Origin of the sequence: Sphingomonas sp. AP4-R1, from assembly GCF_013113735.1 — a bacterium.
GTDB lineage: Bacteria > Pseudomonadota > Alphaproteobacteria > Sphingomonadales > Sphingomonadaceae > Sphingomonas_I.
Window position 1 is genome coordinate 3,641,603 of record NZ_CP053346.1, and the last position, 18,837, is coordinate 3,660,439.

Genomic DNA, 18,837 nt, shown 5'->3' on the forward strand with positions numbered 1-18,837 from the left:
CGTCTGTGCCATCGTTCCATCACTAATCTGTTCGGCTAGGGCGCGGACCGTAAGCTCGTTCTGTGTGGCAGGATTTACGTCGTTTCGGTTCATGACAAATCCCACTCGACCACCGAGCTTGGCTCCAACAAAATTGTGCTACCGCGTCGCTGAACCGGTCCGAGGATCTCGCAGCTCATGGGTGATCGACGAAAAAGGCAACGGGGGACGATCGCAACAGGGGGGCTACACGAACCCATTGAGCCGCGTCCTCGTCTTTGCCGTCGGACAGGGAAATCTCTGTCGCACCCAACCACTCGGACGAGATGGACAGGTTGTTTTCGTCGCCGATACCGGAAGCGCATTGCAAGGGAGCCAGAGCAAAGAGCGTTGCAGTTCCGCTTCTACGCCTGACCGCGATGATATTGTCTTTTCGGTCACCTCTAACTTCAAGCAGTTCGGCCGGCGCCGAAAACACATCCGGCACTGCGCGCCGGAGCGCGGCCAGGCCGGAGATGAGAGCCTGTTTGATATGCCCGTCTCGCCAGTGAGCCGCCAGATTAAGGCGATCGTCCCACTTGGCGACATCACGACGCGCTAGGTAATCGACCGGACGACGATTATCGGGATCGACAAGACTGAGATCCCAGTAATCACATCCTTGATAACAGTCGGGAACGCCGGGAAGCACGTATTTCAGGAGGGTCTGTGTCAACCCATTGATGGCTCCTGCTGCCTCGATGCCCGCGACAAAAGTCTGAATAGAGTTGCGCGGACCATCATGAGCCAGGAGCGCTCGGACATACGTCGCACAATGTTCTTCATATACCTCGTCGGGCGCCGTCCATGAGGACCGGAGTTTGGCTTCCCTTACCGATTTCCGTGACCATGCCGCGACACGATCGGAAAGTGCATGAACCTCATCTGGATCATAAGGAAACGCCCCCACGATGGTCTGGAGGATCATAAGCCGATCGCCGGGATCGACCGATCGACCGAGGTCGCGTTCCTCCATATGCGCGACAAAGCTTTCCCATTGTTTCGGGATCTCGCTGAGAACTGCGAGACGAGCACGCACATCCTCACCGCGCTTATGGTCGTGGGTCGCCGTCGTCAGCATCGCAAATGGGAAATCCTTCGCACGCCCGGTGACGCGCCCCACGAAGGTCGCTGCATCTTGCGAGAAGCGCGCGGGATCAAATCCGACGTCATTGCGCGACAAAAGGCGTCCGTAACGATAGAAAGCGGTATCCTCGATGGCTTTCGCTGCAAGCGGAGCGCTTAGCTGTTCAAAGCGACGCGCTGCATCGGCAAAAAGGGGGCCCCTTTTTGCGTCTAGGATCCAGTTTACCAAGAGATCGATCATCTCGGCTTCCCCCGACGCGGCGGTGTGCCGGGCGAGGGCCGCGGCTCGCTGCAGCCGTTCGCACCCGTCTTGAGAGGTCCCCGCATAGGTTCGGTACGCGTCGAAGTTGAGCAGCAGGCCTCGCAAGGCCCGTCTGATCATGCCTTCGCTGATATCGCGGCATTGAATGTCCGCGCGGGCGATCTGATGAAATGCCGCGACGACTGCCGACAATTGCGCCGGAAAGGTGCGTTCGAGTGTTTCTGCGCGCGCGAGCTGTTCTTCGTCGTGGAACGAGGCCGACCGTCCTGTCTGACGGGACCAATAGCCTGTGAGCGCTGGTTCTCCGGTCGGATCGTGCAGAAGCGCCGAAACCTCATTCATGAAGTCATAGCCACTGGTGCCATCCGTGCCCCAGCATTTCGGCAAACGTTCGTCCGACGCGAGGATCTTTTCCACCACGAGATAGCCAGGCTTGGAGCGACCATCGCACAGGGCTGAACTCAAGCGGCGGAGATAGGACGCGGGATCAGCCAGACCATCGACGTGGTCGACGCGGACGCCATCGATCAGGCCCTCGCGAAAGAGACGAAATGGCAATTCGTGGAGCGTGTCGAAGACGACAGGATCCTCAACCCGCAGGCCGGCCAGTTCGGTGATGTCGAAAAATCGTCGCCAGTTGATCTCGTCGGCCGCTGTGCGCCACCAAGCCAGGCGATAATGCTGGCGTTCCAGCAGCGCGTGCAGGCCCGCAGTCGTGCCGCACTCCAAGGCAGCCCCAATACGATCCTCCGCCCGGATCGGAAATCGGTGGGTGTCGTGGACAACGATCGCACTGCTGTCGTCTGCAAGCGCAAGCGCGCCAGACGTGAGTGCTTCGCCATAAGGAACTCCCAGAAAAGGAGCTAGAAGCTTACCGTGAAGAGCGGGATCAGATGCCGCCCAGTTGATGTCAAAGTAGCGCGCAAAGGCGCTCGCCGAGCCTTTCTCAAGGACATCCATCCACCATGTATTGTCGGCTCCACCGACCGCCATGTGATTGGGCACGATATCGAGGATGATCCCGATGCCGCGGGCCCGCAAAGCCGCCGCCATCGCTCGGAAACCGTCTTCCCCGCCAAGCTCGGGATTGATCGCAGTGGGGTCCACCACATCATATCCATGGGTCGAGCCCTTGCGCGCTTTGGCGATCGGCGATGCATACAGGTGGCTGATGCCAAGATCCGCCAGATATCCGCTCAGGGCGGCCGCCTGATCGAAGCGGAAGCCCGCATGGAATTGGATGCGATAGGTCGCGCGCGGGATCATGTTTCCCTTTCCTCGGCGATACGGGCAACACGGCCGGCAACATCCTGGCGTGCGAATAGCGCCTCGGCGGAAGCCGGAAGGCGACGTCGCCAGTTGGGATGCTCGTTCACAGTGCCGGGTAGGTTCGGCGCCTCGTCGAGACCGACAAGGTCTTCGATGGGGACGATCGCGAGTGCGCTGGCCGCCTTGGCGACCAGTCCGATTGCCGCGTCTACCGCCGGGGCGGGGGTCTCGGCCGCGGGTTCAGGGCCCTGGGCGACGCCCGCGGCGCAACAGGCTTGCCAGAGGCGCGTGCGATCCAAGGCGCGGTCCGAACGCTCCGCGATCCGTTCGCCGGCAGCGCCGAGCGTTTCCCGCCACATAATATCCCGACCCTTCCACCAGCCGGCGACAGGCGGCAGGTCATGGGTGCTCGTCATGGCGACCGACGCGACGTCCCAGTTGCGAGGAGGACGAAAGTCCCCACCTTTGTCGCGTTCAAACGGCAGCACACGCATTCCAAGAAGGCCGCGTTCCGCCTGCATTTCTCGCAGGCCAGGCGGGACGACCCCCAAATCTTCACCAATGACGATCGTGGCATTGCGCTCGGATTCCAGCGCGATCAGGCGCAAAAGGTCGGCTTCGGGCTGGCAGAGATAAGCGCCGTCCAAAGGCGAGGCGCCGTTCGGCACGAGCCATAGTCGCCGCAAACCCAGCGCATGATCTATTCGTACACCACCAGCGTACCGCATCGCGCCACGCAACAGATCGAGAAAAGGACGATATGCTTTGGCGCGAAGGGCCGCGGGGGAGAAACTGGTGATGCCCCAGTTCTGGCCGGCCGCCTGAAAGGCATCGGGCGGGGCGCCGATGCTGATACCCAGCATAAGTTCGTCACCGCGTGCCCATGCATGACTGCCACCGGCATCAATGCCGACCGCAATATCGCCGACGAGGCCAATACGCATGCCGGCCGCAGCCTGAGCTGCTTCGGCCATCCCTGCTTCGGCGCGCCATTGCAGGAACATGTGAAAGTCGATGGCCTCAGCCTGTTCTCTGGCAAAGGCCGCGACGGCGGAAGAACCCGGCTGGCGAAATTCCGCGGGCCATGCCTGCCAACCTCGCGCCCCGATACTGGTGAAGAAATGGGCGTAGAGCGCATCGAACAAGGCGTGCTGCGTCAGAGCGTTGTCAGCATGAGCAACATAATCGAGAAAGGCAGGATCCGAGCCGGCGCGCGCATAAGCCTGACGAAATGCGGTGAGTTTGGCAGCCACTGCGGCGGGCCAGTCGATGAGGTCTCCAGTCGAAGGCAGCGGCGGGACGCCGCCGGGATCTCCATACCAGGGATTAAGAAACGACCGGCTGGAGGGAGAATAAGGGCTATAGCGACCTGGGTCGGTGGTGAAGAGCGCATGAACCGGGCTCAGCATGACCGCGTCCGCGCCGACGCGCGTCGCATGGACGGCGAAGTCGGCAAGTGCACGAAAGTCTCCGAACGCTCCGTCGCCCACCAGAGAATAAATCTGGACGGACAGGCCCCAGGGGCGCGGGCCTGCGGTGGGAACCGACTGGCCGCGCTGCGGAGCGACGATGACGGGCAGCACACCACCTGCCCAATCCAGCTCGTGATATCCCGTTTCGGTAACAACCGGAGCATCATCCAGATCGAGATCCAGGGTCCTACCATCTTCAAAATGGAGCAGACCCCGACCTGAAAGGCCGACGAGCCGCGCTCCGGCGTCGATTATCCGACAATGATCGGACGCCTCGGTCTCAAGCCGGATAATGCTGTCGTCGCATTGACCGGCGCTTTCACAGCCGAAGCCGAGGCCCGACAGGATCGCACGCAAATTCCCGATCGAGACGCGCCGGGCCCCGCCCGTCGCATCCTCCCAATCGACCAGAATGCCGGCAGCCTTTGCCAGACGGAGGACGGCAGCGTCGCTCATTCCGCGATCCAGGCGCCGCAGCTTGCCGGTGCGAGCATTGCTCCTGCGACCGGGGAGCCGATCATTTCCAGCAACATGCCTTCGATTGGCGGCGCTGCGACCGCCACATCGTCCAGATTGATTGCCACGGTCAGGATGATTTGACCCAGCCGCCAACGCGCGAGTACCGCCTTCCTGCCGATCGCCTCGGCGCCGAGGGCATGGGCGTCATCAAGATGGGGCACGATCCGGTCCCGGCGGATCTTGAGCAGCCGCGCATAGAGACCTCGCCATTCGTCTGCATCCGGGCCGGGCAGGGGACGGGACAATTCGAAGGTCGCGAGCGCGTTGGGATCAGGGATGCGGTCGCGGGCATCCGGATCAGCGAAGGCGGGAAATGTCGCGAACTCGCCGCGCCGTCCCTCGCGCACCGCATCGGCCAGGGCGTCATGGAAGTCGGTAAAAAACAGGAACGGCGAGCGCGATCCCGTCTCATCGCCCATGAAGGTCAAAGGTATCTGCGGGCAGAGCAAAAGCAGACCGGTGGCCGCTCTCAGTTTCTCCGGCGCGGCCAGTACCGTCAATCTCTCACCAAGCGCGCGATTGCCGACCTGATCGTGGTTCTGAAGGAACGTGACGAAACAGGCCGGCGGCAGATGGCCGCTCGGAGTGCCGCGTGCCTTGCCCTGTTGGTCGGGCTGCCCTTGATGCACGAAACCTTCTGCCAGGCACCGCGCCAGTTTCTCCGCTGGCTGATCGGCGAACCCGCCATAATAGCCATGATGTTCATCGGTCAGCAGAACATGGACGACATTGTGAAAGTCATCGTTCCACTGCGCGTCATAGTTGCGCTCCAGCCTTGCAGCGTCGTTATTTTCATTCTCGAGAACCAGATGAATGTGGCGATCTGGAAAAGTCGATCGGATCTCGCTCGACAGGCGATCCAGAAAAACATTGTCGGCAATCGCGTGAACGGCATCGAGCCGCAGCCCGTCAAATCGATAGTCCTCCAGCCACATCAGAGCATTGTCGATGAAGAAGCGGGCGACCGGCTCCTTTTGGAAATCAATCGCGCCGCCCCACGGCGTATGAACATCGGGCTTGAAGAAGCCGGGTGCGTAAAGGGAGATGTAATTCCCATCCGGTCCGAAATGGTTGTAGACCACATCGAGCAGCACGCTCAGGCCCGAGCCATGAGCTTTGTCAATGAACTCGCGCAGATCGTCCGGGGTACCATAGGCCGGCGCCGGTGCGTAGGGCAGCACGCCATCATAGCCCCAGTTGCGGGCACCCGCGGTCGCCGCCAAAGGCATCAATTCAAGTGTCGTGAAACCCGTCGCGGCGAGGTGGGGAAGACCCGCAGCCAGATCTGCATATCCGCCCGCCGCCCCGACATGGACCTCCTGGATGACGCTTTCACGCCATGGGCGCCCTCGCCAGCCCTTATGCTTCCAGTCATAGGCAGAGCTTGTGACAATGCTCCAGCCATGAACGTCATTGGCCTGGGCGCGCGAGGCGGGATCGGGCACAATCTGTCCGTCGGGTAGCCGGAAGCGATACCGGATACCGGCGCCGACCTGTGCCTCGATCACGAACCAGCCGTCGGGCAGACGCGCCATGTCGCGTTCGGTTTGCCCGTCTATCTCCAGCGTAAGACGATCTAGCGCGGGGGCCCAGATCGCGAAGCGCGTGCGATCCGGCGCGATGGGTTCGGCCCCCCATTTCATTCCTCGATCGGTCCGCTTGAATAGATCAGAATGGCCGTGCGATCGCGAACCTCGATGGTCTTGTCCGTCAGATCCCGCTCGCCGATCCCAGTGTCGGAACTGTCGACCAGCAGGCGGCGATGTTCGTGCGGTTCCGGCAAGGAAAACTCGATTGTCGCCTGGCTGCCATTCATCAGCATGGTGATCGCTTCGAATGTGCCATCGGCGGCGAGGCAGGCTCGGCGCATGACGAGCGCCTTGCCCTCAGGATTCTGCCAGTCTTCGGGTGAGAGGCGCTGACCGCGTTCGTCGAACCAGTCGATATTTTTGATGCCGGGTGCAAGTTCCTCGCCGTAAAGAAACGCGCTGGATCGCACGAGTGGATAATGCTTCCGGATCAGGATCAGTCGCCGGACGAAATGTATCAGGCTGTTTCCCTCTTCGCTTTCTGCCTGTTGCCAGTCGAGCCAGCTGATTTCGTTGTCCTGTGCATAAGCATTGTTATTGCCGTGCTGGGTCCGACCGAATTCGTCGCCAGCCAGCAACATCGGTGTACCGAGAGAACCCAGGACGGTGATGAGCATCGATCGGCGAACGCGCTCGCGGACCGCATTGATTTCTGGATCTTCGGTCGGTCCCTCATGACCCCAGTTGCATGAAAGATTGTCTGAATGACCGTCGCGATTATCCTCTCCATTGGCCTCGTTGTGGCGCTGTTCATATTGCACGATGTCTGTCAGCGTCTGGCCGTCGTGACTGGCAACGTAGTTCACGCTAGCCCACGGGCGGCGGGCGCGGCGATCGAAAAGGTCGCCGGAGCCGGAGATACGCGCTGCAAATTCCGGCCGTATGCCGGCATCGCCACGCCAGAACCGTCGGGTGCTGTCGCGGAATTTGTCGTTCCATTCGGCAAATCCCGGCGGGTGATTGCCGAGTTGATAGCCGCCAGGACCGATATCCCAAGGCTCTGAGATCAGCTTCAGGCGACCCAGCACGGGATCCTGGCGCAAGACATCAAAAAACGAGGCGCCAGGGTCGAATGCGCCATCGCCGGTCCGCCCGAGCGTGGCTCCAAGATCGAAGCGGAAGCCGTCGATGCGGTAGCTTTCGGCCCAGTACCGAAGCGAGTCCGTGACCATCTGGAGTACGCGCGGCTGATCGAGATTGAACGTGTTGCCGGTGCCCGTGTCGTTGACGCAGTAGCGCGGATTGTCTTTCTGCAACCGGTAATAGGTGGCGTTATCAAGGCCGCGGAACGACATGGTCTGGCCAAGTTCGCTGCCTTCGGCCGTGTGATTGTAGACGACATCCAGGATGACCTCGATGCCGGCTGCGTGAAGACGACGAACTGCCAGGCGGAGGTCGTTTGCGTGTCCGGCGTGCATGTACCGCATCTCCGGGGCAAAGAAGGCCAGAGTGTTGTAGCCCCAATAATTGACGAGGTTTTTCTCCTTCAGGAACCGATCCTGCACGAAGCCATGAACCGGCATCAGTTCGATCGCGGTAATGCCGAGACGCTGGAGATGCGCGATCACGGCTGGGTGACTAAGCGCGCGGTAGGTTCCCCGCTCGGCTTGTGGAACCGCGTCCATCAACTGGGTCAGGCCCTTTACATGAGCCTCATAGATGATCGTCTCGGACCAGGGCGTGTTCGGTCGGCGATCATTGTCCCAGTCGAACGCGTTGGAGATAACGACTGATTTCGGCATGTACGGCGCGCTGTCGCGCCGGTCGAAGCTCAGGTCGGCCCGGCCGGAATTGACGCGATAGCCGTGAAGCGCGTCGTGCCAGCGCACGTGACCGAAGGTGCGGCGCGTATAGGGGTCGAGCAGCAGCTTGTTAGGATTGAAACGATGACCTTCCTCGGGGGAATAGCGGCCGTGGGCTCGGAAGCCGTAGAGTAAACCGGGCCGCGCATCCGGAAGATAGCCGTGCCAGATCTCGTCGGTCCATTCCGGCAATTCGAGACGCGCGACCTCATGCCGGCCATTCTCGTCAAAGAGGCAGAGCTCGATCTTTTCTGCGTGGGCAGAAAAGACAGCGAAGTTGACACCGAGACCATCGAACGTGGCGCCGAGAGGATAGGGGGCGCCACTCTCAAGGCGATCGGGGATACGGCTCAAATGACGGATCCTTCGTGGGCGAAAATGATGGTGGAGAGCGGAGGCAGGGCCAGTTCCAGGGAATGGCCCCGTCCGTGGCTTGAGATGCCTGCTGCGACGAGGGACGTGTCATGGGGCAGGCCGCTGCCTGCATAACGCGCGTCGTCGGAGTTGAAGATTTCGGTCCATCGCCCGGGTTCATCCACGCCTACTCGGTAATGGTGGCGCGGCACCGGCGTCATGTTGATCACGCAAAGCAGTGGCCGGTCACCGTGCGCTGTGCTCCGGCGGAAAACGAATACGCTGTTATCGGCGTCGTCGCCCACGACCCAGGCGAAGCCGTGCGCATCAGCATCACCCTGATGAAGAGAAGGTTCAGCGCGATACAGGGTATTGAGATCGCGCACCAAAGCCTGCACGCCGGCATGATCGGCTTGCACCAGCGCTTCCCAGTCTAGCTGGCCATCATGGTTCCACTCAGCCCACTGGGCGATCTCACCACCCATAAACATCAGCTTTTTGCCCGGATGCGCCCACATGAAAGCCAGATAAGCGCGCAGGTTCGCGAACTTCTGCCAGCGGTCACCCGGCATCTTGGCGATCAACGACTTCTTGCCGTGGACGACCTCGTCATGGCTGAGCGGCAGTATGAAGCGCTCGGAGAAGGCGTAAACAAGTCCGAACGTCATGTCGTTATGGTGCCAGCGGCGATGAACGGCCTCATGCTCCACATAGCGGAGCGTGTCGTTCATCCAGCCCATATTCCATTTGTAGGTAAAGCCGAGCCCACCATCTGTCGGGCGGGCCGTCACACCAGGGAAGGCCGTCGATTCCTCGGCGATCGTGATAGCGCCCGGCGCTCGCTCGGCCACCACCATGTTCATGCGTCGCAGGAAATCGATCGCTTCAAGATTTTCGCGGCCGCCCTGACGATTGGGCACCCATTCACCCGCTTTTCGGCTGTAGTCACGGTACAGCATCGAGGCGACGGCATCGACGCGCAGTCCATCGATATGAAAGTGTTCGAGCCACCAGCAGGCCGAGGCGATCAGCATCCCCGCCACCTCCCGCCGCCCGAGATTGTAGATGAGTGTATTCCAGTCGGGGTGGTAGCCCTCGCGGGGATCCTGATGCTCGTAAAGTGCGGTGCCGTCGAACATGGCGAGACCATGAGCGTCCGACGGAAAATGTGCGGGAACCCAGTCGAGGATCACGCCAATCCCGGCAGAATGGCAGCGATCCACGAAACGCGCGAACTGCTTGGCCGAACCGTATCGGGCCGACGGCGCGAACTGCGAGAGCGGCTGATAGCCCCATGACCCGCCAAAGGGATGTTCCATGATCGGCATCAGCTCGACATGAGTGAAGCCCATATCGACCAGATAAGGGATGAGCTGGTCGCCGAGTTGATCCCAATCGTGATCGCCTCCGTCCCATGGCCGCCGCCAGGAGGAAGCATGGACCTCATAGATCGAGATCGGTGCCTCGGCATGCTGACGATCACCGCGCGTGCGCATCCACTCGGTATCGGTCCAGTCGAAGGCGGGGGAGGGGGCAACGATTGAAGCCGTCGCTGGCGGGCATTCGGTCGCGCGAGCGAGTGGATCGGCCTTTTCTCGCGTCACGCCGTCGGCACCCACCACGGCAAATTTATAGCGTGTGCCCGCATCGATGCCGGGCACGAACAATTCCCAGATGCCGCCTTCATGTCTTAGGCGCATCGGCAACCGCCGGGCGTCCCAGCTCACAAAGTCGCCGATCAGGCTAACTTGGCGGGCATTTGGCGCCCAGACGCTGAAAGCCGTTCCGGTCACGCCTTCGTGCGTGCAAGGATTGGCCCCCAGGCGCAGCGGCAGATCCCAGTGAGCGCCTTCTTGCATCAGGTGGAGGTCAAGTTCGCCCAATACGGCGCCATAGGCGTAAGGATCACTCGCCTCGGTCAGGATGTCGCCCGGCCATCGAATGCGAAGACGATAGGGGGCAGCACCTGCGTATTCGCCGACGAAAAGGCCAGCCGGCTCCGCCGCCGCCAATTCGAATGTGTCGTCGTCCGCGACCAGAGTGACACCGAGCGCGCCCGGCTGAAAGGTCCGGACGACGCCCTCATGAAGGCCGAGAAAGGAAAAAGGATCGTGCAGCCAGTCGATCGATCGAGACTTCGTCCGCCGCACCCCATTCCCCTTTCAGTTGCTGTCTCCGAACGCCGGATAACCCTCTAAGTGCCAAGGCGGCTCACCTTATTTTGTCAGGGAACCGGAAGCCCGCAAAGTCATTCAGAAAAAAACGAATTTTAAGGATGTTGGATGCCGCCGAGTGCGACGTTGCGGGGCCTGATCACGCGTCAGGCGATGGCTCTTGTCCTGGCCGGTGGCCGAGGCAGCCGCCTGATGGAGTTAACCGATGCACGCGCGAAGCCCGCGGTCTTTTTTGGCGGAAAGACGCGCATCATAGATTTTGCGTTGTCCAACGCGCTCAATTCCGGCATCCCGCGTATCGGCGTTGCCACGCAATACAAAGCCCATAGCTTAATTCGGCATCTGCAGCACGGGTGGAGCTTCTTTCGCCCTGAGCGCAACGAGAGTTTTGACATATTACCGGCCAGCCAGCGTGTCTCCGAGCATAGCTGGTACGTAGGAACGGCTGATGCCGTCTATCAAAATCTCGATATCATCGAGAGTTATGCTCCGAAGTATATTCTTATATTGGCTGGAGACCATGTCTATAAGCAGGACTACGGGGTTATGTTGGAGGAGCATTGCGACAGCGGTGCCAGCGTAACAGTGGGTTGTGTCGAGGTGCCGCGCAGCGAGGCCAGTGGTTTTGGCGTCATGCACGTCGACGCGGAAGATCGCATCCTCCATTTTCTCGAAAAACCTGCAGATCCTCCGTCGATGCCGGGCAACCCCGACGTGGCTTTAGCGAGCATGGGCATCTATGTTTTTGAAACGGCGTTTCTGGCCGATATCCTGCGAGAGGATGCGGCCGATCCCAATTCATCCCATGATTTCGGCAAGGACATCGTCCCAAAGCTGGTCAACGACGGTAATGCCCGTGCTCATCACCTGAGCAAATCGGGGCTTCGGTCAGGGCCGCACTCCGAGCCATATTGGCGCGACGTTGGGACACTTGATGCCTTCTTCAATGCCAATATCGACCTAACGACGACTGTCCCCGATCTCGATCTGTTCGACCGCGAATGGCCGATATGGACGTATTCGGAGATGACGGCGCCGGCCAAGTTTGTGCACGATGAAGATGGGCGGCGAGGGGAAGCGGTCTCTTCTTTGGTATCGGGAGACTGCATCGTGTCGGGAGCGTCGCTCCGAAGCTCGCTTCTGTTTACCGGCGTGCGGGTGAACAGTTATTCCGCCATCGAGAACGCGGTCCTGATGCCTCGTGTGAAAGTCGGGCGATCCGTCAGGTTGACGAACGTCATCGTCGATAGTCGTGTTGAGATTCCGGCCGGCCTTGTGGTGGGCGAGGATCCGGACGAAGATGCCCGCCGCTTTCGCCGAACCGAGAATGGGATCTGCTTGATTACCGAAAAAATGATCGCGGCACTGCGCGACTGATGCCGCTGTCCCTGCTGTCGATCGCATCCGAAGTCTTTCCGCTGGTAAAAACCGGCGGCCTTGCCGATGTGGCCGGCGCACTCCCAGCCGCTCTCGCGGCGGAGGGCGTGCAGGTTCTGACCTTCATACCCGGTTACCCTGCAGTCTTGTCAGCTGTGGGCGAAGCCGCGATCGTGGCAGAATATCCGGCTCTCATGGGGGGGGCGGCAGTGGTCCGACGGGCCCACGCTTATGGCCTCGACCTTCTCGTCCTCGACGCCCCGCATCTGTTTGCTCGCGACGGAAATCCTTACCTTGGGCCGGATGGCAAGGACTGGCCGGACAATGCGTTGCGGTTCGGTGCTTTTTCGCGGGTCGCTGCCGACCTTGCCGGAGGACGACGCGGCAATCTTGCTGTCGACGTCGTTCAAGCGCACGATTGGCAAGCGGCGTTGACTGGCGCCTACCTGCACTATGACCCTCCCGAGCGTCGCCCGGCGGTTGTCACCACGATCCACAATCTCGCGTTTCAAGGGATCTTTCCTGCCTATTTACTGGGGCCGCTCGGCTTGCCGGCAGATGCGTTCTCAGTCGACGCGTTGGAATATTATGGCTCGATCAGTTTTTTGAAAGCGGGCGTGGTTTTTGCGGATAGGATTACGACAGTGTCGCCATCCTATGCGGCTGAGATCATGACACCCGAAGGCGGGATGGGCTTCGAAGGTTTGTTGGCCGGGCGCTCGAGCGACGTTTCGGGTATTCTTAACGGCATCGATCCCGACATTTGGGATCCTGCTCGCGACCCGCATCTTGCCGTTCCTTATTCCGCTGCGGATCTGGCCATGCGCGCAGGGAATAAGCGTGCCTTGCAATCCGATCTCGGGCTTGATCCAGTGCCCAATGCTTTTCTGATCGGCTCCGTGGGAAGACTTACAGAGCAAAAAGGCATGGATATGCTGGCAGCCGTGCTCCCAAATCTGATCGCACGAGGCGCACAATTGGCTTTGTTGGGAAGCGGCGATCTTCTTCTCGAAAAGGCCTTCGGGGCGCTCGCAGACCATTATCCGGGCCGCGTTGGAGCTCGCATCGGCTATGACGAAAGCCTGGCGCACAGGATCGAGGCCGGCTGCGACGCTTTCGTCATGCCATCGCGTTTCGAGCCCTGCGGTCTTACGCAAATGTATGCGCTTCGCTATGGCGCTGTCCCGATTGTTTCGCGCGTAGGCGGGCTCGCCGATACTGTCATCGACGCCAATCCTTACGCTCTTGAGCAGGGGGTAGCGACAGGATTTCAGTTTGCGGCCGGATCACAAGGCGCCCTGGCCGGTGCGCTCGAACGGGCCATGTCTCTTCATGCAGAAGAGCCTGAGAACTGGGCGCAGCTCCAACGAAATGGAATGGCGACCGACAGCTCCTGGAGCGTGGCCGCCAAACAATATGCGAACCTGTTCCGCGCGCTCGTGGCGAAGCGAGCCTAGGACGTCTTCGTAGACGCCCTGGGCTTTCTCGTCTGCGAGCGTTGCGTCTTCTCTTTGCTGGACGCAAGGACGGTCGGCGCTGTTGTTCCAACAGCCGCCGGGGAGGCCTTTGGCTGTCGCTTACGTGTTCCCTTCGCGGTCGGCGTCTGCTTTTTCGGGGCTGGAGCGACCGAGGCGGCCGGGGTCTCTCTGGCGTCGGAGACCGTATCCGCCACTTTCTTGACCGCGCGCCGGACCTTTCTTGTTACCGATGCGACTGCGTCGCCAGCCGTGGTCGCAATCTCGCGGAGCGCGTCCTGCCAATGCTGTTCATGCCGACCGTGAGGTCGGCCCTCTGCCTCCCAGATCTGATAGGCGCGCTCGCGTATTTTTTGATCCTGTTTGCTATCGCTCATATGTCTCGTCCAATTCCTTGGCTGCACAGATGCACCGCGTTTTCCCGCTCGCACAGCAACATCGCTACTTCTGCCCGGATGTCAAAGGATTGGACGTGTCGGAGGTTCCGAACTGCTGTTTGGGAGACCATGTTTCGTCATTCGCGATAAGCGTGAGAGGTCGTGCCGACCATTGTTCCGAGCCGACTATGCTGTCGCCATTTCCCGGTTGCTCCCGTCCACGCCGGTACCACCGATTTCGAGAAGGCCATGGCACGATCGATAGCATGGCTCGGAGAGGCAGGTCCGGTGCGTGAGGTCCTAAGGGCGGCCAATAGCTGTTTGCACCCGTACGATCGTGGCCACGTTTCGGGTCGTCAGACCGAGATCGCGTAGGTGGGTCCCGCCGACAAGAACGATCGGGAACGTGACGCGTTTGAGAGAGCCGGGTGCGGCCGGCACGTCAGTTTCAATGACAAAATCTGGTCGTCGGGGCGCGGACCCCGCACGCAATCCACCCGGCTAATGGAGGCAGATATGAGCAACGAATATCTGAAAGACCCGCAGTTGAAGACGGCGGCGCCCGGCAATCCGAAATTGGTTCCACCGCAATCGGAAGAAAAGCGTTTCGTATCCGAGAGTCCGGATGCCGGAGAGGATAATCGCGGCCGGCGACCGGGGATGACGGAGGCGGGTGATGTCACTGGAAGCGGATCCGGCGCGGGCGGTGGAGGCTCGCCAGAAGACATTGATAGCGACAGCACGGGTGGAGGCGGGAAGTTTGAGATGCCAAAATCTTCTTCGGCTGGGAGCGACGCAGAGAATAGCAATTCGTGATCTCGCGAGTAGGTTGACGCAGACTGCTGTGATTCTCGCTGAACAGATTTGGTTTCAGGCCGTCCGGCTCTGTGCCTATTCAGGCAAGAGACCATATCAGCCAACCGTGAGCGTTATGGGATGGCAGATCTATGCCACCGAATACAAGGCGCATAAGCCGACGCCTTTCATCTTTTAGGACAGGATGGGAACAGGCATCGGGCATGCACGTTGAGTAATGATTAGATAAGAGGAGCTCGTTATGAGTGTTGATGGCAAGATCAAGGAGGCAGCTGGCTTCGTCAAGGAAGAGGCTTTCGAACATGGCAAATCGCCCGAGAGCAAGGCTAAGGCTCAAGAGGGGCGTGATTTGCGCAACGAGGGGCGTGTCGAAGACGGCAAGGCTCCCAAGACAACCGAGCCGGGCACCGGGGCCAAATAACAAGGCTCGCAATGGAACAAGGCGCCGCCCTGATGGGGCGGCGTTTTTGCATGTGTCAGTGCTTTCAACTTTGCATCATGCCGCGTCATCAACGGTGCCGGGTCGAAACAGGCGGTAGGCGCGATCCCGCGAAACGCGTCGATTGCTGTCGAAGATGATCGTGGCAGGTTTGCTGGCGTCACGCGATCCGCGTCAGCAGATCGGCGAGTCTGGTGTGAGCCGGCGCGTGTCCCTCCGCGCTGTAGGCAGCGCGAAGCGCGAGACTGACGGGATGGGTAAGCGTGTGGGTGCCAGCGGCACCTTCCTCCCGACGCAAAATCGGGGACTCCGTTCCGTGAGCGCAAATTTCCTCATCATCATGGTCGATCCGCGACTGTGCGGCATGAAAGCCGTCGAGCCAGAACATGTGAAGATCTCGCTCAGAACTCCCGAAATCATCGGCCGGATCGATCTTCAGGGAACAGCCGGCCCGCCAGCCCTTGTCAAACGCAGCGATGACCCGTTCCATTCCGGCATCATGATCCACGGCCAAACCTCAACGCCAACCAACTGGCCTTATTATAACACTCACGGTGAAGCGGTCTATTTCCGAGATGTAATACGGCCTTTCCATGCAGGCGATGCACGATGAAGCAGACAGTCGCGCGCTAGCGCGTCCGCGCAATTGCGAAGGACGGCACTGACCAGTTTTCCCGCGGATGAGAGGCTCGCGAGCAATCAGCTCCAGACCTTCAAGATGATCGCGAAGGCGACGATTACCAGCAGAAGTCCTATCGAAAGAACGTAACGGGTGACATGGTTGGTCGAGCCGGCCCGCGCTTCGGTCTTTGACAGGTGGATCGGATCTTGATCGCTCATGCGACCTCCGGGGGGTTTCAGGTGCCAGCGTTCAACGGGCGCTCCCGCGCGATGTTCCTGAGGTTCACGCGGTGGCAGCGGCTTGTTGTTCCGCGGCGGCAGCGCGCCGGCCTGTTGGGTTGAACATTAAGGCGTCCGAAAAATCGGAAAGGTGTCCGTTTGGCATGGCCAGCGGAAGCGAGGCGCCGCAGCTGCCAGCCGGTCGTACGTCCGGCGTGGCGGAGCTCGACATTATAACGATATGGGCCAGTAAAGGATTTCAGACGCGAAGCGCATGAGCGGGCTGATCCGGCGTACATTCCGCATCTCGCGATGGTACGGAAACACGATGGAGAGCGAACCGTTGATCAGGCGATGAGCTCCTCCGACACCCACCGGGACCACCCCGTACCGCGCGATGCGCTGCTTTTCGGCTATGGTTCGATGATACCTTTTCTAGCAGCCGCTACAGCAGCCTGGACGCTTCCGGCGCCATGGCCCGCTTATTTCGTCGTCATGTCCATCATATGGGGGGCACTCCTCCTGAGTTTCGTGGCCGGTGTGAGGCGAGGCTATGGGTTCGGGAATCCCGGCGCGTGGGCGAAGACCGAAATCGTCTCGGTGGTCGCCTATGTCTTGCCGGCACTGACTGCTTTGACGCTGGTCAGTCTCGGATCGATTGCCTCCGCTTTGTTCACGCTCATCATTGGCTTTGCGCTGGTGATAGCGTGTGACCGCCGCGCGGCCCGATGCGGCAATGCGCCCGCTTACTTTTTAAGATTACGCGGTCCGCAAATGTCGTTGGCGATCGTGTCCCTAATCGCATTGGTCGTGCGTGTATTAGAGGTAGCGCGCTGAGGCGCTATGATCTTCAAGGAAGCTGGTACCCGGACGACAGGCTGATGTTCCGCAAGCCGGAAACACGCGGTCCGGCGGCGCGCAGCCGTCGATTGCGCTCCCACTCTCCAGCAAAGATGCTTGCAACCGGATAAGCCGTTCGGGCGACGTTGACGAGCTGCAGGCGGAACTGCACTGTTTGTCGCCGGCGGCCCGGCAGGTCCGCCGGCGAACAATGCGTCACATTTTGCTGACCGCAGACAAGTGCATCTGGACGATCGGCGTGATCTCCACCGCGGCTGCCTTGAGATGGGCGGCAGAACCACCGGCCGCATAGGCCTTCATCAGAGCCAAAGCGTCCTCGTGCGCCGCTTTCTGTTGCTTGACGTACAGATCATCCTTGGTCTTGCCGGCAGGCACGGCCTTGAGGGCCGTGATATCGGCGCGCTGCTTGAGCGTCAGCGCGGGCGTTTTGGGCGCGAGTCCGTCGGCTTTTGCGGCCGCCACGACCAGCTTGGTACTCTTGGTATGAGCGGTCACCATCGATGCCGCAAATTTCGCAATGGCCGGGTTTTTCGACCCGGTCATCAGCTTGGCGGAATCGATTTCGAATGCATCGGACGCCCCCGCGGTCTCCACGAATTCGGCGGGAGCGGGGGTGGCCGCATACAATGCAGGTGCCATGGTGGTCAGTGCAGCGGCGGTGAACAGGAAAGCTTTCATAACCATCCTCTGATTTGGGTGTGGTGAAAACGCGGCCGCGGGGCCAAAGGTTCATCTCAACAGATGTCGAGAAAGACATCGGAGACTTGCCCACATCGTGCATGCGTCATCGGTTTGTGGACGTCTGGCAGTACTGAATTTGCTCGCCAGGTCTGTGAGCTCGAAGCAGTTATGCTTCGGCTCCGGCATCTATTTTCCAGTTTCGGTGATCCGACGTCGCGAGTAGCGCGGTAGTAGAGTTGCGACACAATCCTCTCGTGAGATTGCCAGGCTGGCCGGGGGGGGGGCGGCTAACGAGGAATTCGCAGGCGAGGCGGCGCAACGCCGCTGTCGGCTTCCATGAGCTCGCTTTCGATCCGCGCTGCAACGCGTTCGACTTCGAGGGCTTCCAATCGCGCCGCGGTCGCGTCGTCCGGGCGAAGGCCAAGCGCCATCTCCCGATATCTTTCGGCCATGCGGCGCAGGCGCTCGATCTCTCGTCGTCGGATTGCTCGTTCCGGCATGATACGAAACTCCCACCTCTGGGGCGAGATCGCATTAACCATGTGTTAGTTCCGAGCGACTTGCAATTTTGTGAGCAATCGCAGCAACATAGGGGGCAAATCGGGGCGCGTCACAGTCGCAAATTTGGCCAAAATCTTAGATTTTTTCGCGATGAACCTCATGCGCCCTTTTTTTCGCGTCGCCGTTGATGACCGCGCCTACCGGGTGGATAGTCATCTCGCCCGGGGGGTGCTGCCGGGTCGCCGAGACAAATTGGGGGAGTTGACCTTTGATCGCAGTCGGACGTGCCCAATAGTGTCGGGTGCCCGCCGATCGTGCGGCGCCTGACGCGCAATCCAGGATAGAGCGGACCTCTCCGCATAGTCTGGCGTTCGGCGTCGATGCGGATCATCTTCATCATCATTGCTCTGAGCGCTGGCATCGCCAGCGCTCTTCAGTCCGGGGCGAACCAAACATTGAAGAAGGCGCTGGATGCGCCATTATGGGCTGCGGCGCTTGTCGCGCTCGTGACGGCCGCGACGTCAATCACGGTCGTTCTGGCGTCCGGGGAACGACTTCCGGCCGCAGGCGCAGCGGCGGCCGCACCCTGGTGGGCATGGGCTGGCGGATTTCTGGGAGTCGGCTTCGTCCTTGGGACGGTTTTTGCGGCACCCAAGCTCGGGGCAGGCCTGTTCATGGCGTCGATCGTGACCGCCGAGTTGATCACAGGTCTTCTGCTCGACCATTTCGGCCTGTTGGGCTTCGACATGCATCCGATCGGGTGGGGCAGGATCATCGGCGCCGCGCTAATGATCATCGGCCTGTCGCTGATAGCGATCTTTTAGCCACCCACATCCTCACACGGGAGACAGGCTGTATGCTTGCAGCAAAACTGTCCCATCGCCCGGTCGGTGCCCTGGCAAGCTTGCTCTGGCGGCCCCGACGT

16 protein-coding genes are annotated in these 18,837 nt (G+C 60.5%); 7 read left to right on the top strand and 9 right to left on the bottom strand.

The window, feature by feature from the left end; all coding sequences use genetic code 11:
• Positions 1 to 175: 175 nt before the first annotated feature.
• The 5 genes from treY to glgB are packed head-to-tail and all read right to left on the bottom strand — an operon-like array spanning position 176 to position 10,521.
• Positions 176 to 2,632 (bottom strand): malto-oligosyltrehalose synthase, encoded by a 2,457-nt coding sequence (gene treY, locus HL653_RS16715; protein ID WP_171745521.1) that lies wholly within the window; start codon positions 2,630 to 2,632, stop codon positions 176 to 178.
• Positions 2,629 to 4,563 carry a 4-alpha-glucanotransferase gene (gene malQ, locus HL653_RS16720; RefSeq protein WP_171745522.1) on the bottom strand — a complete coding sequence of 645 codons (1,935 nt, stop codon included), beginning with the start codon at positions 4,561 to 4,563 and terminating at the stop codon, positions 2,629 to 2,631. The genes treY and malQ overlap by 4 nt, the downstream gene beginning before the upstream one ends.
• Positions 4,560 to 6,269, bottom strand: a complete 1,710-nt coding sequence (gene treZ, locus HL653_RS16725; protein ID WP_171745523.1) for a malto-oligosyltrehalose trehalohydrolase — start codon at positions 6,267 to 6,269, stop codon at positions 4,560 to 4,562. The genes malQ and treZ overlap by 4 nt, the downstream gene beginning before the upstream one ends.
• Entirely contained in the window at positions 6,266 to 8,371 is a 2,106-nt protein-coding gene (gene glgX / locus HL653_RS16730; RefSeq protein WP_171745524.1) for a glycogen debranching protein GlgX, read from the bottom strand. The genes treZ and glgX overlap by 4 nt, the downstream gene beginning before the upstream one ends.
• Positions 8,368 to 10,521 (bottom strand): 1,4-alpha-glucan branching protein GlgB, encoded by a 2,154-nt coding sequence (glgB, locus tag HL653_RS16735; protein WP_171745525.1) that lies wholly within the window; start codon positions 10,519 to 10,521, stop codon positions 8,368 to 8,370. Before glgB ends, glgX begins: the two co-directional genes overlap by 4 nt.
• Positions 10,522 to 10,698: 177 nt before the next feature.
• On the opposite strand from glgB, the gene glgC reads away from it, so the two are divergent.
• Positions 10,699 to 11,922 (top strand): glucose-1-phosphate adenylyltransferase, encoded by a 1,224-nt coding sequence (gene glgC / locus HL653_RS16740; RefSeq protein WP_216600041.1) that lies wholly within the window; start codon positions 10,699 to 10,701, stop codon positions 11,920 to 11,922.
• The gene (gene glgA / locus HL653_RS16745) at positions 11,922 to 13,379 is read left to right on the top strand and encodes a glycogen synthase GlgA (protein WP_216599886.1); all 1,458 of its coding nucleotides are present in this window, start codon (positions 11,922 to 11,924) and stop codon (positions 13,377 to 13,379) included. The genes glgC and glgA overlap by 1 nt, the downstream gene beginning before the upstream one ends.
• On the opposite strand, the gene HL653_RS24685 is transcribed toward glgA, so the two are convergent.
• Positions 13,376 to 13,774, bottom strand: a complete 399-nt coding sequence (locus HL653_RS24685) for a DUF2934 domain-containing protein (protein WP_216599887.1) — start codon at positions 13,772 to 13,774, stop codon at positions 13,376 to 13,378. The two genes, glgA and HL653_RS24685, sit on opposite strands and share 4 nt — an antisense overlap.
• Positions 13,775 to 14,290: 516 nt before the next feature.
• Here HL653_RS24685 and HL653_RS16755 point away from each other — a divergent pair.
• The 3 genes from HL653_RS16755 (at position 14,291) to HL653_RS16765 (ending at position 15,642) form a co-directional block, all read left to right on the top strand.
• A complete protein-coding gene (locus HL653_RS16755; protein ID WP_171745527.1) occupies positions 14,291 to 14,590 on the top strand; it encodes a hypothetical protein in 300 nt (99 codons plus the stop codon).
• Positions 14,591 to 14,831: 241 nt separating this feature from the next.
• On the top strand, positions 14,832 to 15,011 hold the full coding sequence (locus HL653_RS16760) for a hypothetical protein (protein ID WP_171745528.1): 180 nt from the start codon (positions 14,832 to 14,834) through the stop codon (positions 15,009 to 15,011).
• Between the two features lie 160 nt (positions 15,012 to 15,171).
• Positions 15,172 to 15,642 (top strand): hypothetical protein, encoded by a 471-nt coding sequence (locus HL653_RS16765; protein WP_171745529.1) that lies wholly within the window; start codon positions 15,172 to 15,174, stop codon positions 15,640 to 15,642.
• A gap of 86 nt (positions 15,643 to 15,728) precedes the next feature.
• Here HL653_RS16765 and HL653_RS16770 read toward each other — a convergent pair whose 3' ends face one another.
• Complete coding sequence (locus HL653_RS16770) at positions 15,729 to 15,869, bottom strand: hypothetical protein (RefSeq protein WP_171745530.1); 141 nt, start codon at positions 15,867 to 15,869, stop codon at positions 15,729 to 15,731.
• A 354-nt stretch (positions 15,870 to 16,223) separates the two neighbouring features.
• Here HL653_RS16770 and HL653_RS16775 point away from each other — a divergent pair, with 354 nt between their 5' ends.
• Positions 16,224 to 16,706: a DUF3429 domain-containing protein gene (locus HL653_RS16775; RefSeq protein ID WP_171745531.1), complete on the top strand. Its 483-nt coding sequence runs from the start codon at positions 16,224 to 16,226 to the stop codon at positions 16,704 to 16,706.
• A 219-nt stretch (positions 16,707 to 16,925) separates the two neighbouring features.
• Here the strand turns inward: HL653_RS16775 and HL653_RS16780 are convergent, their stop codons facing one another.
• Together HL653_RS16780 and HL653_RS16785 are read right to left on the bottom strand one after the other, a co-directional pair.
• Positions 16,926 to 17,408 (bottom strand): DUF4142 domain-containing protein, encoded by a 483-nt coding sequence (locus tag HL653_RS16780; RefSeq protein ID WP_171745532.1) that lies wholly within the window; start codon positions 17,406 to 17,408, stop codon positions 16,926 to 16,928.
• Positions 17,409 to 17,698: 290 nt separating this feature from the next.
• Positions 17,699 to 17,953 carry a hypothetical protein gene (locus tag HL653_RS16785; protein WP_171745533.1) on the bottom strand — a complete coding sequence of 85 codons (255 nt, stop codon included), beginning with the start codon at positions 17,951 to 17,953 and terminating at the stop codon, positions 17,699 to 17,701.
• 339 nt (positions 17,954 to 18,292) lie between these two features.
• On the opposite strand from HL653_RS16785, the gene HL653_RS16790 reads away from it, so the two are divergent.
• Entirely contained in the window at positions 18,293 to 18,736 is a 444-nt protein-coding gene (locus HL653_RS16790; protein ID WP_171745534.1) for a DMT family transporter, read from the top strand.
• The last annotated feature ends 101 nt before the right edge of the window (positions 18,737 to 18,837 follow it).